At 65.5% G+C, this 14,761-nt stretch carries 15 protein-coding genes and 3 pseudogenes; 5 read left to right on the plus strand and 13 right to left on the minus strand.

The genetic code is table 11. From position 1 onward, the window contains the following. Positions 1-2: 2 nt before the first annotated feature. The 6 genes and pseudogenes from WS70_RS28670 to WS70_RS28700 all read right to left on the minus strand — a co-directional run bounded on the left by WS70_RS28670 (position 3) and on the right by WS70_RS28700 (position 5,842). Positions 3-686 carry an RraA family protein gene (locus WS70_RS28670; protein ID WP_059472740.1) on the minus strand — a complete coding sequence of 228 codons (684 nt, stop codon included), beginning with the start codon at positions 684-686 and terminating at the stop codon, positions 3-5. A gap of 7 nt (positions 687-693) precedes the next feature. Next, positions 694-1,491, minus strand: a complete 798-nt coding sequence (locus WS70_RS28675; RefSeq protein ID WP_059472739.1) for a thioesterase II family protein — start codon at positions 1,489-1,491, stop codon at positions 694-696. Between the two features lie 3 nt (positions 1,492-1,494). Further along, positions 1,495-2,400, minus strand: a complete 906-nt coding sequence (locus WS70_RS28680; protein ID WP_059472738.1) for a chlorinating enzyme — start codon at positions 2,398-2,400, stop codon at positions 1,495-1,497. 93 nt (positions 2,401-2,493) lie between these two features. Next, positions 2,494-2,754 carry an acyl carrier protein gene (locus tag WS70_RS28685; protein WP_059472737.1) on the minus strand — a complete coding sequence of 87 codons (261 nt, stop codon included), beginning with the start codon at positions 2,752-2,754 and terminating at the stop codon, positions 2,494-2,496. Then, entirely contained in the window at positions 2,751-4,340 is a 1,590-nt protein-coding gene (locus tag WS70_RS28690; protein ID WP_059598569.1) for an amino acid adenylation domain-containing protein, read from the minus strand. Before WS70_RS28690 ends, WS70_RS28685 begins: the two co-directional genes overlap by 4 nt. 627 nt (positions 4,341-4,967) lie before the next feature. After that, positions 4,968-5,842, minus strand: a pseudogene (locus tag WS70_RS28700) (LysR substrate-binding domain-containing protein). 102 nt (positions 5,843-5,944) lie between these two features. Between WS70_RS28700 and WS70_RS28705 the strand changes: the two are divergent. Continuing rightward, a pseudogene (locus WS70_RS28705) lies at positions 5,945-7,095 on the plus strand (MFS transporter); the annotation flags it as partial. Next, positions 7,091-7,648 (plus strand): annotated as a pseudogene (locus tag WS70_RS28710) (oxidoreductase); the annotation flags it as partial. The pseudogenes WS70_RS28705 and WS70_RS28710, both read left to right, overlap by 5 nt. Before the next feature lie 21 nt (positions 7,649-7,669). Here WS70_RS28710 and WS70_RS28715 read toward each other — a convergent pair. From WS70_RS28715 to WS70_RS28725, 3 genes are all read right to left on the minus strand, one after another. After that, positions 7,670-8,035 (minus strand): ArsR/SmtB family transcription factor, encoded by a 366-nt coding sequence (locus WS70_RS28715; protein ID WP_059472734.1) that lies wholly within the window; start codon positions 8,033-8,035, stop codon positions 7,670-7,672. Beyond that, a complete protein-coding gene (locus WS70_RS28720) occupies positions 8,019-8,480 on the minus strand; it encodes an SRPBCC family protein (RefSeq protein WP_059472733.1) in 462 nt (153 codons plus the stop codon). The genes WS70_RS28715 and WS70_RS28720 overlap by 17 nt, the downstream gene beginning before the upstream one ends. A 140-nt stretch (positions 8,481-8,620) precedes the next feature. Beyond that, a complete protein-coding gene (locus tag WS70_RS28725; RefSeq protein WP_059598567.1) occupies positions 8,621-9,274 on the minus strand; it encodes a DUF1345 domain-containing protein in 654 nt (217 codons plus the stop codon). A 133-nt stretch (positions 9,275-9,407) separates the two neighbouring features. On the opposite strand from WS70_RS28725, the gene WS70_RS28730 reads away from it, so the two are divergent. Then, positions 9,408-10,142: a metallophosphoesterase gene (locus tag WS70_RS28730; protein WP_059598566.1), complete on the plus strand. Its 735-nt coding sequence runs from the start codon at positions 9,408-9,410 to the stop codon at positions 10,140-10,142. 68 nt (positions 10,143-10,210) lie between these two features. Here WS70_RS28730 and WS70_RS28735 read toward each other — a convergent pair whose 3' ends face one another. The 4 genes from WS70_RS28735 to WS70_RS28745 form a co-directional block, all read right to left on the minus strand. After that, positions 10,211-10,918 (minus strand): RES family NAD+ phosphorylase, encoded by a 708-nt coding sequence (locus tag WS70_RS28735; protein ID WP_059598565.1) that lies wholly within the window; start codon positions 10,916-10,918, stop codon positions 10,211-10,213. After that, complete coding sequence (locus WS70_RS28740) at positions 10,909-11,328, minus strand: MbcA/ParS/Xre antitoxin family protein (protein ID WP_059472729.1); 420 nt, start codon at positions 11,326-11,328, stop codon at positions 10,909-10,911. Before WS70_RS28740 ends, WS70_RS28735 begins: the two co-directional genes overlap by 10 nt. Before the next feature lie 376 nt (positions 11,329-11,704). Then, on the minus strand, positions 11,705-11,827 hold the full coding sequence (locus WS70_RS33495) for a hypothetical protein (protein WP_257791898.1): 123 nt from the start codon (positions 11,825-11,827) through the stop codon (positions 11,705-11,707). A 321-nt stretch (positions 11,828-12,148) separates the two neighbouring features. Continuing rightward, positions 12,149-13,057, minus strand: coding sequence for a metal-dependent hydrolase (locus WS70_RS28745; protein WP_059598564.1), 909 nt, complete (start codon positions 13,055-13,057; stop codon positions 12,149-12,151). Between the two features lie 492 nt (positions 13,058-13,549). On the opposite strand from WS70_RS28745, the gene WS70_RS28755 reads away from it, so the two are divergent. Both WS70_RS28755 and WS70_RS28760 read left to right on the plus strand, forming a co-directional pair. Further along, complete coding sequence (locus WS70_RS28755; protein ID WP_059472727.1) at positions 13,550-13,891, plus strand: FKBP-type peptidyl-prolyl cis-trans isomerase; 342 nt, start codon at positions 13,550-13,552, stop codon at positions 13,889-13,891. Between the two features lie 46 nt (positions 13,892-13,937). Continuing rightward, on the plus strand, positions 13,938-14,705 hold the full coding sequence (locus WS70_RS28760; RefSeq protein ID WP_059598563.1) for an AraC family transcriptional regulator: 768 nt from the start codon (positions 13,938-13,940) through the stop codon (positions 14,703-14,705). Positions 14,706-14,761: the final 56 nt, after the last annotated feature.

Below are 14,761 nucleotides of genomic sequence, written 5' to 3' on the forward strand. Positions count from 1 at the left end.
CCTCACATGACGTTGTATTGATTAAATGCGTCGACGACGCTGCGGCCTTCTGCGATCGCGTCCCGAACCTTGCGCTCGAGCCGGCTCTTCACGATCGCTCGCTTGATGACCTCCTGCTCGGCTTCACGCGGAATCACGCAGACGCCGTCGCCGTCGCCGAAGACCAGATCGCCGGGCCGGATCCGAACGTGGCCGACAGTAATCGAGCAGCGATAGTCGACGACGTTGTGACGGCCTTGCAGTCCGTACGCGTACGAGCCGTGTGCGAACGCCGGCAGCTTCAGATCGAGAATCGCGTTCGCGTCGCGCAGGTGCGCGTTGAGCACGACGCCCGCCGCGCCCAGCTTGCGTGCGCGCGAGATCAGCAGATCGCCGAGCCGCGCGACTGCGGTCGGACCGCCGCTCGCGATGTAAATCTCGCCGGGGCGTAGCGCCTCGACCGATTCGAACAGCAGTCCGAACGGCTTCGCGTCGTAACGCTTGAGGCCGCCGTGCGGCACGGGCGGCTCGTCCTGCACCGGCATCGCGCGGCCGATCATCACCATGTCGCGACGCAGCGGGCGGATCTCCGGCGGCAGCATCGGGTCAGCGAACCCGAGCTGCTCCATCACGTCGCTGACGGGACAGGTCGAGAGCTCGGCGCGCATCAGCGCGAACAGCTCGCCATCTGAATTCCACTGCGCCATTTGTCTGTTATCCGATTAGAGTGGAGCTCGCGTCGCTCAAGAGCGGCTCGAGCTCGCGGTTGATGTGTTCGAGCACCGACGCCTCTTCGTCGTGAATGAAGAAGTGGTCGCCGGGAAACCGGTAGCGCGCGAAACTCTGGCGCGTCTCGCGCACCCAGCCGGCGAGCCCGTCGTCGTGCACGAGACCGTCGTCGACGCCGTGAAAGACGACGATCCGGCAATCGAGCGGCGCCTGCCGCTCGTAGCGATACGTCTCGAACACCGCGCCGTCCGCGCGAATCCGCGGCAGCAGCAGCTCGAGCAGCGCCGGATCCTCCAGAATCGCATCGGGCGTGCCGTTGCAGCCGCGCAGCACCTCGACGAACTCGGCGTCCGACAGCCGATGTCGAATCACCTCCGGCTTCACGTCGGGCGCGTTCTGCGCGGACGCGATCAGCAGCCGCGGCTGCGAGTGAGCACGGGCGCGAAGCACCCGTGCGACCTCGAAGCCGATCAGCGCGCCCGTGCTGTGCCCGAAGAACGCGAACGGCCGATCGAGCAGCGGTGCGAGCGCGTCGACGAGCGGCGATGCGACTTCGTCCATCGAGTACAGGAGCGGCTCGTTCAGACGATTCTCGCGGCCGGGCATCTGCACGGCGACGAGCTCGACCTCGTCCGGCAGCGACGCGGCCCAGTGCCGGAAGATCGACCCGCCGCTGCCTGCATAGTGAAAGCAGAACAGCCGGATTCGCGCGTCGGGCTTCCGTTCGTCGGCGCCGAACAGGAACCAGCGGGCCTCGCATGCATTCATGTCGGCACCGTCCATCGCTTAAGCGAGCGCCGCCACGGCGGCGAGCGGCTTCGTCACGCGGTTATGGCCATAGCGGTCTTCGCCCGCCACCAGCACCGTCGCGTAGCGCTCGAGCGGCAGCACTTCACCGAAGTGGTGGAACGAGTCCTGGCCCGAGTAGACCTTGACGTGGGTCGGCACGAAGCGCGTGGCCCAGCCGAAGCGCACCGAATCCTTGCTCGTGTTCGCATTCGAGCCGTGCATGCAGCGCGACGTGAAGATGAAGAACTGGCCCGGCTTCACTTCCATGTGCACCGCACGCGCCTCATCCGGCTTCCAGTCAGGATCGAGCTTCAGCTTCTCGTAGTCGTAGCCGTAGAAGCCCGACTTCTGGCCGTCGTCGAGCACGCGCTTGTTGAAGTTCTCCGGCTCGAACGGGATGTTGCGCTTCTCGTCGAAGTACCAGGTGCGGTGGCTGCCCGGCATCAGCTTCAGGCAGCCGTTCTCCTTCGTCGCCTCGCTCATCGCCACCCACGCGGTCAGCTCCCATGGGTGCCCTTCTTCGGCCGCCGTCGGCTCGAGCTTCTCGGTGCCCTCGAACTCGACGAAGCTCTCGGCCTGGTGCCAGTCGGTGCCTTCGTCGCCCGGATATTTCGGGAACCATTCGGTGCGCCAGCTCAGCACGTCCGGGCCGAGGATGCTCGAGATCCGGTCGACGATCTTCGGATGACTGATGATCTGGTTCAGCGCGGGCATGTCGAGATGGCGGTCGTAGTTGAGCTTGCTGTTCGGGAACGCCGCCCTCGTCACGTCGAGCAGATCCATTCGCACGTCTTCCCAGACACGGGTCATTTCTTCCGGCTCGTACAGCGTGAACGGACCGGCATAGCCGTTCTCGTAAAAGAACTTCTGCTCGGCTTCCGACAGGTGAAAACGCTTTTGCATATCAGTTCTCCTAAATATGGCGCAAGGCGCCATGTCCTGAAAAATCCGCTTGTCGCGGCCGCCGCTCGCGCGGCTCGTGAAACGCCCTCCGGATCAGCCCGCGACCGGGGCCGCCGTGTTGCTGAGTTCGCGCAATGCGTCGATTTCGGCGCTCAACGCCATCACCGTCGAGCGCGTCTTGTCGAAGAACAGCCTCGGAGACGGCGCGACGCCCGTTTTCGCCTTGATCTGCTTCAGTACTTCGACGAGATTGAGCGAATTGCCGCCGATGTCCAGAAAACGGGCATCGCCCGTCACTTTCTTGGCGCCAATCACGCTCTCCAGAATCTGAATCAACATCGTTTCGGTTTTCATGAATTCATTTCCTCCTGGTTACTTTCGTTGATGCGTTGTTGCAATATCGACAGAAGCGCTTTGCGATCCGTCTTTCCCGACGACAACTGCGGAAACCGCTCGAGAACCGTGACGTGGCGAGGCATCATGTAGGCGGGCAGCTCCGCTGCGAGGCGTTGCTTGATCTCATCGACCTGCAGGTCGGCATCGAGCGACGCGCCCCGCTCGAACAGCACGCTGGCGGCGAGCAGCGTCTCGCCGTAGCGCGATTCGAGCAGCACGACCTCCGATCCGTACACGTGCGGCACGCTGTTGATGACCCGCTGGATTTCGCTCAAATGGATTCGATAGCCACCGATCTTCACTTCGTTGTCTTTGCGGCCCATGTAGTACAGGCTGCCGTCGGCGAGATACGTGCAGACGTCGCCCGTCCGATAGAACGGCACGCCGTCCAGACGAACGAGCCGCGCCGCCGTCTCCTCCGGCAAATTCCAGTAGCCCTGCATCACCTGCGTGCCGCCGATCATCAGCTCGCCCGGCACGCCTGGCGCCGTGATCCGCTCGCCGCGCTCGTCGACGAGCAGCGCCCGCACGTGTTCGAGCGGCTTGCCGATCGGATAGAGCGCGCGCCGCTCGGGCTCGATCTCGCGAATCACGTGCGCAGTCGACGCGCAGGTCGCCTCGGTCGGACCGTATGCATTGATCACCTGCACGCCCGCGTTCTTCCTGAGCCAGCGCTGGATCGTCTTCACGTCCGGCACGTCGGTGCCGGTGAGGATCGTCTTCAGGTGCGGCAGCGGCGCGGTCTCAAATTCGCCCGCCTGCGCGATCAAGCCGAGCATCATGCCCCACGCGGAGAAATGCGTGACGTCGTGCGTGCGAATCGCGTCGAACAGCAAGTCGGGCGCGTTCACGTCGTCGTGCACGTACAAAGACGCGCCCTGCGCGAGCGGGAACAGCATGTCCATCAGATACACGTCGAAATGCAGCGGCGAGAAGCTCGCGCATCGGGATTGCGACGTGACGTCGTAGACGACGCGCGTGCCTTCGAAGAAATCGGCGATGCTGCGGTGGTTGATCAGCACGCCTTTCGGGCGGCCGGTCGAGCCGGATGTGTAGATGCAGTACGCGATCGCGGTTTCGTCGAGCGGCGGCAGCGGCAGCGGCTGCACGAGCGCATCGAGCCGTGCCGAATCGTCGTCGGCGAGGAGCCGCTCGAGCGCGCTTACCGGCAGGATCGGCGCAGCGGACGGCAGCGCGTGCTCGAGCGCGTCGGTCGAGTCCTCGTCGGCGATCACGAGCGTCGGCGCAACGTCGTGCAGAATGTAGCGCAGACGGTCGGCCGGCAGGCGCGGATCGAGCGGCACATGTACGCAGCCCGCCCTGAACACGCCGATGATCGCCGCGACCAACAGTGCGCGGCGGCTCGCCAGCATCACGACGCGATCGCCCGGGCGGCAGCCCAGCTCCTGCAGACGCATCGCGAAACGGGTGCTGAAACGGTCGAGATCGGCGTAGCTGAGATTGCCGCGTGAATCGGACAACGCGCATTTGTACGGCGTGCCGAACGCATGAGACTGGATTGCTTGAACGATGTGTCTGGCCATCTGACTGAATCCTCTTTGCGATGTCTCTTTACGGGCACCTTCGAGATTCAGGCGGCATTGCGCACCGGCAGACGAGCGAACGACCCTGCATGCGCGCCTGCGATGCACGTCCGTTCGTCAACGACTACCGGCCCCTCGTCGTTTGACTGCTTGCTGCTTTCTCTCAGACTGCTGACTGCTTGTTCGAATCGTTCTGCCGATGCGCCGCCGATCTGTCGATGGAGCGGCGCGCCCGCGCTCGGATGCAACGCCGGCGAGCGCGCATCGAACAGGCGGGTGCGTGTTGTGCGGCGTCGGCTCGAATGCGCGTCGTTCGTCGCCGCATTCGTTGATTGATAGGCTAGATGAAATTCCCCGTGGAATTACTTAGATCACTTCCAGAATATACCTGCACGATTTCAGCGCGATCGAAGAATAAGGCCGAAGTAGTTATTTAAGCGTTTGTTGATGTCTTTTTTGGCAATCTAAATAAATACGTGGATCGAAGTGTGCCGCTTCGCATGCGGTTATGTTTGTTTGCACGACTGGAAAGCGCTGCGCCGCATTGAATGCGCGCCAAAAAAGAATGAAAGCGCATCTCGCCACAGGCTCGATGCGCTTGCCGATTCGACGCGCGACATTTTCGCATCACGCGCGTTGTAATCCGATGCGTTTCATTTCGTCAGCCAAATAATCGACGAACGACACGACTCGTGACGAGATCGCCGTATTGCGGTAATAAACCGCGTGAATCGGCTGCAACACTTCGCACGTCAGGCGTGGAAGCAATTGCACGAGCCGCCCTTCGTCGCGGGTCTCCCGCGGTCATGAAGCCGGACAGGCAAGCGATTCCCGCACCCTGCAGCGCGAGTTGCCAGAGCGTTTCGCCGCTCGACGACGTCAGCGCCGGCGCGATCCGGTACGGCTCGCCGTCCCACGCGAGCACCGGCCACTGATCCAGCGATTCCGGCTGGTTGAAGCCGAGGAGCGCGTGCTTGCCGAGGTCGTCGACACGCCGCGGAGTCCGTGCGCGTCCAGATACTCAGGGCTCGCAAGGAGCCTCACCCGGCTGCTGCCGATCGCACGGCTATGCAGCGTCGAATCCTTCAGGCGACCGATCCGGATCGCGACGTCGGTGCGGCGTTCGAGCAGATCGATGATCTCGTCGTTGCTGTTGAGCTCCAGTTCGACGTGGGGATAGCGCGAGCGATAGCCGTTTACGAGCGGCACGACGACATGCAGCACGAACGGCGTCGCGGCATCGACGCGCAGCCATCTGTTCTTCCGCACGCTCGACCGATTCGATGATTGCACGCGCGTTCTGCAGGAATGCGCGTCCCTCCTCGGTCGGTTCCAGACGACGCGTCGTCCGGCGCAGCAGCGTCCTGCATCTTCTTCTCGAGCCGGCCGAGCGTACGGCTCGTCGCCGACACGGTCAGGTCAAGCTGCTGCGCGGCCGCCGTGATCGATCCCGTGTCGACCACGATCGCGAATGTCTGCAATTCGTCGAGCGTGATTTTCATGCTTGATTTCAAATCAAAAGTATTTCGCTTATAGACCGCTTATTCATCAAAAGTAAAGGGCGCACGCTCCGCTTCGCCTCCATCGATGCCGGAACCGCCATCATGCCCGTCGCCCTCCTCGCGCTGACGCTCAGCGCCTTCGCCATCGGCACGGCCGAGTTCGTGATGCCGGCCTGATTCCCACCTTCGCAGCCGCTCTCTGGGTAAGCCTGCCGTCCGCCGGGCTGCTCGTGAGCCTTTACGCGCTGAGCGTCGCTGTCGGCGCGCCGCTGCTGACCGCATTGACTGGCCGCGTGCCGCGCAAGACGCTGCTCACCGCACTGATGGCGCTCTTCACGATCGGCAACCTCGTCGCATGGCGCGCGCCCGGCTATGAGCCGCTGATCGTCGCACGCGTGCTGACCGGGCTTGCGCACGGCGTGTTCTTCTCGATCGGCTCCGTGATCGCGACGACGTTCGTGCCGAAGGACAAGACCGCAAGCGCGATCGTGACGATGTTCAGCGGAATGACCGTCGCGTTCGGCGCCGGCATTCCGCTCGGCACTTTCATCGGCCAGCACTTCGGCTGGCGCACGACGTTCGTCGTCGTCGCAACGTTCGGCGGCGTCGCGCTCGTCGGCGCGCTCGAATTCATCCCGCGCAGCCTCCCGCATGCGCGCCCCGCGCCGCTCGTCGAGCGGGCCCGTGCGCTCGCGCATCCGCGGCTCCTGCTCGTCTATGCGATGACGGCGATCGGCTATGGCGGCTCGCTGATCGCGTTCACGTTCATGGCGCCGTTCGTCGAGCAGATCGCGGGCTTCACGCCGTCGCAGGCGAGTCTCGCGCTCGTCGCCTACGGCGTGTCGGTCGCGGCCGGCAACGTCTGGGGCGGCAAGCTCGCGGATCGTCTCCGCCCGGTCGGCGCGCTGAAGCGCATCTTCCTGCCGCTCTCGGTCGGGCTGTTCGCGCTGACCTTCACCGTCCACCACGCGGCGCTCGCGATATCGACGATGTTCGCCTGGCGCGCCGTCGCGTTCGGTAACGCGCCGGGTCTGCAAGACTACGGCGTCAAGCAGGCGCGGCACTTCGCGCCTCGATCGTCGGAAGTCGCATCGGGATTCAACATCGCCGCATTCAATCTCGGCGTCGCGGGCGATTCGTCGCTCGGCGGGCTCGTCGTCGCGCACGCCGGCCTCGGCCACACGCCGCGGATCGCAGGCACGGTCACGCTCGGCGCGCTCGCGCTAACGGCGCTGAGCGGCCGCCTCGATCGATTCGAACGCCAACATGCGAACCGACGCATACGGCGGCTCGCTCGAGAACCGCTGCGCTTCCTCGGTGGCGTCGCGCGCGCTGATCGAAGGCACAGGCGACGCCGCGCGCGTCGGCATCCGTCTCGCGCCGCTGACGACGCTCAACGGCTGCGTCGACGCCGATCCCGAGACGACGTATGCCGCGGCCGCGAAGCTGCTCGACGAAATCGGCGTCGGCTACATCCACATCGCCGAAGCCGACTGGGACGACGCGCCGCACATGCCGGTGTCGTTCAAGCAGCGGCTGCGCGCCGCCTATCGCGTCGTGATGATCTACGCGGGCAAATACACGGCGGGGCGTGCACGCGAGGCGATCGCCGCAGGCTGGGCCGACCTGATCGCGTTCGGGCGTCCGTTCGTCGCGAATCCGGATCTGCCCGCGCGGATCCGGCAGCATGCGCCGTGGAATGCGCATCGGCGCGAGACGCTGTTCGACGGCGATGCGCGCGAACTCACCAATTACCCGTCGCTCGCGGAGGAAGCCGCGATGCCGGTCGCCGAACGCGTCGAGTAAGCATGGCGAGCGGCGCTGCCGTCATTCTTCGACGGCCTGCCTGAGCCGCAGCAGCGCCTGATCCCACTGCCGCCCGATCGCTTCCAGCGCCGCCCGCGCCGCGTCGATTCGCGCGGGCTCGAAGCGCCACAGCCGCTCGCGCCCGACCCTCGTGTCGCGCACGAGCCCCGCTTCCGCAAGCACCTGCAGATGCTGCGTGACCGACTGTCGCGTGATGTCGGTGCCCGCGGTAATCTGCGCGATCGACAGCGCCGCCCCCGTGCACAGCGCGGCGACGATCCGCAGGCGGGTTTCGTCGCCGAGCGCGGCGAACACCGCCGCGCAATCGCGCAGCTGCGCGCGCTTGAGCGGCGCGCGCGACGGCCGCCCGTCAGCGCGCGTCGACATGCGCGGCGATGTTCTTCATCTGCTCGTCCCAGCCGCCGCTGTTCATCCGGAACGCGTCCGCGCGGCGCTCGATCGGCAGCTTGTCGAAGCCCGATTCGACGACGGTGAGCAGCGTGCCGGCTTCGGCGCCGGCGAGCTCGAACACGACGAGCGTCGGCGTCTCCTGCGAGTAGTCGACCGCGGGATCGACCGCGGCCGGATGCCAGCGATACGAGAAGCGATGTTCCGGCTCGATCCGCTCGACCCACGTCCGCAGCACCAGATGCTCATAGCCGGGATAGGTGATGCGGCCTTCGACGCGCGCTCCCGCTTCGAACGCCTGCCCTGTCAGGTCGACGCGAAACCACACGCCGAACTCATCGGCGTTCGTCAGCGCGCGCCACACCCGCGAGCGCGGCGCGTGCAGCACGATCCGCTTTTCGATACGATCGGTCGATGTGTTCATATGCAGCCTCCTGGCTGCAGATTCGGCAGCGCATCCGGGAAATGCAAGGATTCGGCTGCATATTACGAAAATCGCCCGGACGCCGCGGTATATGCGCGAATGCGCGACTGACGCAGCATGCAACGTCCGATCCTTCGATTTCAGCTCAGCAGCCCCGCCGCGACGTTGACCGACAGCCCGAGTACCGCCATGTTGAAATAGAACGACAGGATCGACTGCGCGAGCGCCGCGCGCCGGATCGACCGGCCGCGCAGCGATACGTCCGACGTCTGCGACGCGACCGCGATCGTGAACGAGAAGTACAGGAAATCCCAATAATCGGGCTCGAATTCGCGATCCGGAAACGATAGCGCGCGCGCTTCCTTCGGCGACAGATGGTAGAGCCGCGCATAGTGCAGCGTGAAGATCGTCGGAATCAGGAACCACGCGCCGAACATCGTCGCGCCCGTCACCGCGTAGTGCCCGAGGCCCGAACGAAATCCGACGCTCTTCACACTGACGAGCTCGAGCACGATCGCGGCGATGCTCGCGACCGTTGCAAAACAGATGATGGTCAGCACGATCGTCGCGCTCTCGTCTTCGCGCATCGCGATCTCGCGCACCTTGTAATGATGTGCGCGTACCATCCTCACCCACATCAGCACGAGATACAGCCAGATCGTGCAATCCCAACCGATCAGAATGCGCGCGAACGGCCGAAGCGGGTAAGGGAACAGCAGGCCGAGCGCGGCGCCGATGGCGACCGCGATCACCATGCGCGGGCGATTGCGCAGCACTTGCGGATAGAACGTCATGGTTTCTCGCCGGGATCTTCGAAAGTCGAGTGAAAGTTCACGCCGTCGCGTCGCGTCGCGTCGCGTCGCGTCGCAGCGATTATCGTCATGTTGTCTCGCTGCGCCAAGCGCGGCTGTGTCCTAAGATGGGCGAATGGACACCGCTCCCCTGATCCGTCGCCATACCGCGAACCATGCCGGCCGCGATTTCGTCGTCGGCGATCTGCACGGCTGCGTCGACCCGCTGCGCGTGCTGCTGCACACCGTGCGCTTCGATCCGGCGCGGGACCGGCTGTTCTCGGTCGGCGACCTCGTCGACCGCGGCGCACAGTCGGAGGCGGCGCTCGCGCTGCTCGACCGCCCGTGGTTCCACTGCGTGCTCGGCAATCACGAGGACGTGCTGTGCTCGGTCGCCGCCGGCAGGCTGCCGATGAGCGTCTGGCAGCGCATCGGCGGCGACTGGGCGGTCGATCTGCCCGCCGAGACGCTCGAACGCCACGCACGGCGGCTGCGCGAGCTGCCGCTCGTGCGCGTCGTCGGCGACGGCAACGAGCGCTTCAACGTGCTGCACGCGGAATTCTTCGGCAGCGATGCCGACCTCGACCGCGGCGACTACGCGCCGGACGTGATCACGCGCCTGCTGTGGGGCCGCGAGCTCGCGTACGGGCGCACCGATCCGGCCGCGCGGCAGAACGGCCTGTCGACCACCTACTGCGGGCACACGCCGATGCACGACGTCGTGCGCATCGGCGCGCAGACCTTCATCGACACCGGCGCGTTCGATCCGTCGGGCCGGCTCACGCTGCTCGACACGAAAAGCGGCAAATGCTGGTCGCTGTCGGTCGCGGCCGCACGCCACCAGAGCGCGGCCGACGTCCCGCTGCCTTGACGCGATTCGACTGCCTCGGTGCGCGCCGCCGCGCCGCCGCCGAGCGGCGTCGTGCCCGGCCCGCGCGCTCAGCCGACCTGATTCAGCTCGAACACCGCGTCGATCGACGCGCCGTTCCAGTTGTATTCGAGATACGCGGCATGGTGACAATCGCGCAACAGCGTCGTCCTGAACGCCGCGAGACACTCGCCGCCCGGATCCCGCACCGACGGATACGCGATGCCCGCGCCGCCCGCGTCGCGCACCGCATGGCCGAATGCCTGGCCGGCCGTATAGTCGACGGGATCGAGGAGCGCCGGATCGCGCTCGCGCCACGCGCGCACGTCGGCGACCCTGCCTTGCGCGACCACCGTGTAGAGACGCATCTGCTGACGCATCGGCAGCTCTTTCGTCGCGGCAAGGAACAGCGACGCGTGGTAGCGCGTCTCCGCGATCGCCGTATTGCGCGTGTGCGCACAATAGAACACGCCATAGCTGCCGTCCGAGAAACGGCTGCCGTTCGGATTCAGGTGCGTGAACGCCGCCATGATCGGCCCGTAGCCCGGCCCGAAGCGGCGCTCGTCGGGCGGCACGAGACCGAGCACGCCGACTTCGGTGCGCACGCGGTCGTTGGTCAGCGCCTCGAGCGCGTAGAGCGCGTCGAAATCCTCGGCCGACGCCACGCGGTCGAACAGGTTGATCGCGGGAAAGCGCGTGGGAATCACGCGATAGGCGGGCATCCAGTGAAGCGCCGCGGTGGGCCAGTTCGTCTGCCGTTCGGGGAAATTCACGCCCATCCGCCTCGCGTCGCATCGAGATATTGCCGCACCGCGACGAGATCGCTGATGTTCCCCGCGAGCATCCGGTCGAGCGCGCGTTTGCCGTTGAACGGCACGGCGTCGTTCGGACGCTTGACCCACGCGTCCGCCGCGGCCGGCTGCGGCAGCAGGATCTGCAGCGCCTTGTAGATGCCGAGCACGAGCGACAGGCGCTCGAGCGTGTCGTGCGTGAGACGCGCGGTTTGCGGCGACGCCTTCCATTTGAAGAACGTCGAGCGGCCGGGCGAGCCCAGCAGGACGATCTGCTCGTCGGTCGACAGATCCCAGTCGCGCGCGATGTTGAAGAATGCACGCAGGCCGGCCGCCGACATTTGCGCGACCGTCGCCTCCGGCGGATTCGGGAGCGGCTTCAGAGCGGGATGGGACATGGCGGTTAGTCTCAAAATGAATCTACTAACAAGATTAGTCCATTTTTGGATCATTGCAAGAAAAATGATGGCGGATCCCAATAAGCGGCGGATTGGGGCGGTTGGCGCGGTCTGAACGCCGTGAGGTGGTGGAGCTTCGGCCGATTTGGAACGGACGAGCGGCTTTGGGCAAGTTGAGCTGCGTGGGCGGCTTGGGCGGTCGACGAATCGACGGGTCGGCGAATCGGTAGGTCGGTAGGTCGGTAGGTCGGCGGCAGGCAGCAGCATCGCCGAATGACTCGACGACACGGAGAAACGAAAGGGCGACAGACCGATTCAACGGCATGGCGGCACGAAGCCGCCGAACGCGCCAGTCTGTGCCGGCCGCGAATCCGCATCACGGAAAGCGCTTTCCCGTCGCCGCCATCGCGCGCCTGCGCCGGGTGGTCACGGCTTCGTCGAACTGAAAAACAACGGATGAATCGACCACCCCGAACTCGCAACGTGCGATGTCGCCCATCCCTGATCACTTCACGCGTGTGCCCGCGATCGTCGCATACGCGTGCGCGAGGCGAAACGCATGCGTTCGTCCTTCGACACAAGCGCGCGAGACCGGCCACGCGCGCAAAGGTCAAGCGTCGAAATTTCGCTGCGTGACGAGAAAAAATGCTGCGCTCGTGAAATTTTTCTCATTGCCTTCGAGCGCGTGCGGAACCGGCCTGGAAAACCGACGACGCGCAAACGAGCGCCGTGCGACATGCGATGGCCGCGCGGCCATCGCAGGCGGCGACGCGCCATCGGGCGCGCTGTCAAATGCGACGGCCCGGCCGATCGCGCCGGCTCACGCCGGCTTCGCGCGGTCGAGATCGATCGGCGGCAGCGTCTGCGCGTCGCGCGCCTGCGTCGCCGCGACGATGCCGTCGACGCGTTTGAGATGATGGCGATTGTCGTGGTCCCACGGATGGAAGCCCGGCCGGAAGAAGCTCAGCCATTCGCGCGCGATGCTCGGGAACATCCCGTGGCGCGGTCCGTACAGCAGCTTGCTCACGCGCCAGAGGCCGCGCACGCGATGATCCGCGTAGCGGTCCGAACGAATCAGGCGCGTATGCAGCAGGAACACGGTCGGCCAAAACGTCAGCGTCGTCATGAGAAAAATGCCGACGCGAATCAGATAACGCTTCGGACCAGGCTTCATCACCGCGTTCCACACGTCGAACGACACTGCCTTGTGCTCGGTTTCCTCGAGCGCGTGCCACTGCCACATCTGCTTGTAGTCTTCGTGCGAGCCGGCGAACACGGCCGGATCGGACAGCAACCAGTTCGCGAGCATCGCCGTGTAGTGCTCGGCCGCGACCGTATGCGCGAGTTGCACCGAATGCGGCAGCACCTTCTTCAGCCAGCCGAGCACCTTCCACACGCGCTTGTCGAGCTTGCGTGCGGGCAGGCGGTTCGCCTGCATCAGTTCGTTGTACTCGATGTGCTCGCGCGTGTGCATCGCCTCCTGACCGATGAAGCCGAGCACCTGCTTTTTCAGCACGGGATCGTCGATCCGGTCGCGGTAGTTGCGCACCGAATCCATGAAAAAGCGTTCGCCCGCCGGAAACAGCAGCGACAGCGCGTTGAAGAAATGCGAGACTTGCGAGCCCTGCCCGTGCCAATTCGTCGCACGCTCGACCGGCAGATGGAAGCGCAGGTCGCGGCGCACGGGCATGACGAACACGGGGTCCGTCGACTTCGCGGGTTGATTCATCGATGTCTCCTATCTGAGCGATCGTTGGCCGTGTCGATGCGGGTCAGGCCGGCCGGCGTCGCATCCGCCGGCGAAAGGCTCGCGCAATTCGACGGTTCGACGCCGGGTCGCTCGCGCACCGGCCGCCGCATACCGTCGGCACCTGCCGAGTCACGCGGCGCCGGCCACCGCACGCTCGCAGTTCGGCCGCCAACCTTTACATTAATAACTGAAACAATATGGCGAGGATGCGCGGATAAGCAAGGCGCGTGTTAGTGGCGGCCTTCCAAACGACGGGCGGCCGCAAAGCGCCGTGAGGCGCGCCGCAGAGCCAGGTGTGGCGGACGTTTCGGCGTAGTTGTGCCCGCTATTGCCCCGTCTCGTAAACGCAATCTCGGACCGCTTTTCGGCCGCATCGCGCGAATCCGCCAAGCCGCGCGCGCCGGGAAATCCGGCCGAGATCGCGCGGCTCCCCTACAATAACGATCATTTCGTTTCCTTCAGGAGCATTTCATGGCAGTCGTCACTACCGAATCGGGCCTCAAATACGAAGACCTGACCGAAGGCGCGGGCGCCGAAGCGAGCGCGGGCCAGACGGTGAGCGTCCACTACACCGGCTGGCTCACCGACGGTCAGAAGTTCGATTCGAGCAAGGACCGCAACGACCCGTTCGCGTTCGTGCTCGGCGGCGGCATGGTCATCAAGGGCTGGGACGAAGGCGTGCAAGGGATGAAGGTGGGCGGCGTGCGCCGTCTGACGATCCCGCCGCAACTCGGCTACGGCGCGCGCGGCGCGGGCGGCGTGATTCCGCCGAACGCGACGCTCGTGTTCGAAGTCGAGCTGCTCGACGTCTGACGCCGGCATCGCTCCGTTGTCGACGACCATCGATCGTCGCCGCATCATGGCCCGCCTCGCTTCGCCGACGCTCTCGCTGCGCCGCTACAGCGCCATGCAGGAGTCGGACGTGCACGACTTCCATCAGATCGTGCTCGGCGTCGACGGCTCGATGACGATGACGGTCGACGGCGCCGACGAAAGGATCGACTGCCGCTCCGCCTGGCTGATTCCGGCAGGCTCGCGGCACGAATACGCGGGGCTCGGCAACAACAGCCAACTGGTGCTCGACCTGCCGCTCGGATCGCTCGCGGTGCCCGAGCGGCTGTTCGAGCGCGCAAAGACGACGCCGATCGATCCGAGTCTCACAACGCTCGTCGGCGAACTCGCGTCGCGCGTCGCACCCGAGCCGCGCGTCGACGTCGCGTCGGTCCGGCGCTTCCACTGGCAGGCGGCCGCGCGCCTCTGCGGTGCGCTCGTCGGCGAGTTGGGCGGCGCGTCGCCGCGGCCGGCCGCCGGGCTCGACTTCGCGCGGATCGACCGCTGGCTGCGCGCGCATCTCGCGGAGCCGCTGCGAATCGCCGATCTCGCCGCCCACTGCGGCTTCGGCATGCGGCGTTTCCATCAGCTCTTTTGCGACGCTTTCGGCGAAACGCCGCATCGCTATCTGCAACGGCTGCGGCTCGACGCCGCTGTCGTATTGCTAGGGAATCCGAAGCGTTCGCTGACCGATATTGCCGGCGAAGTCGGATTCGCCGATCAGAGCGCGTTCACGCACGCGTTCACGAAACGGTTCGGACTCGCGCCCGGGCAGTGGCGCGGCGATCGGCACTGAATTTTCGGCGCACGCAGTCGGCCGCCGGTTCGAGCGGTCCGACGATACGGGAAACG

This window comes from Burkholderia mayonis, assembly GCF_001523745.2.
Taxonomy (GTDB): Bacteria; Pseudomonadota; Gammaproteobacteria; order Burkholderiales; family Burkholderiaceae; genus Burkholderia; species Burkholderia mayonis.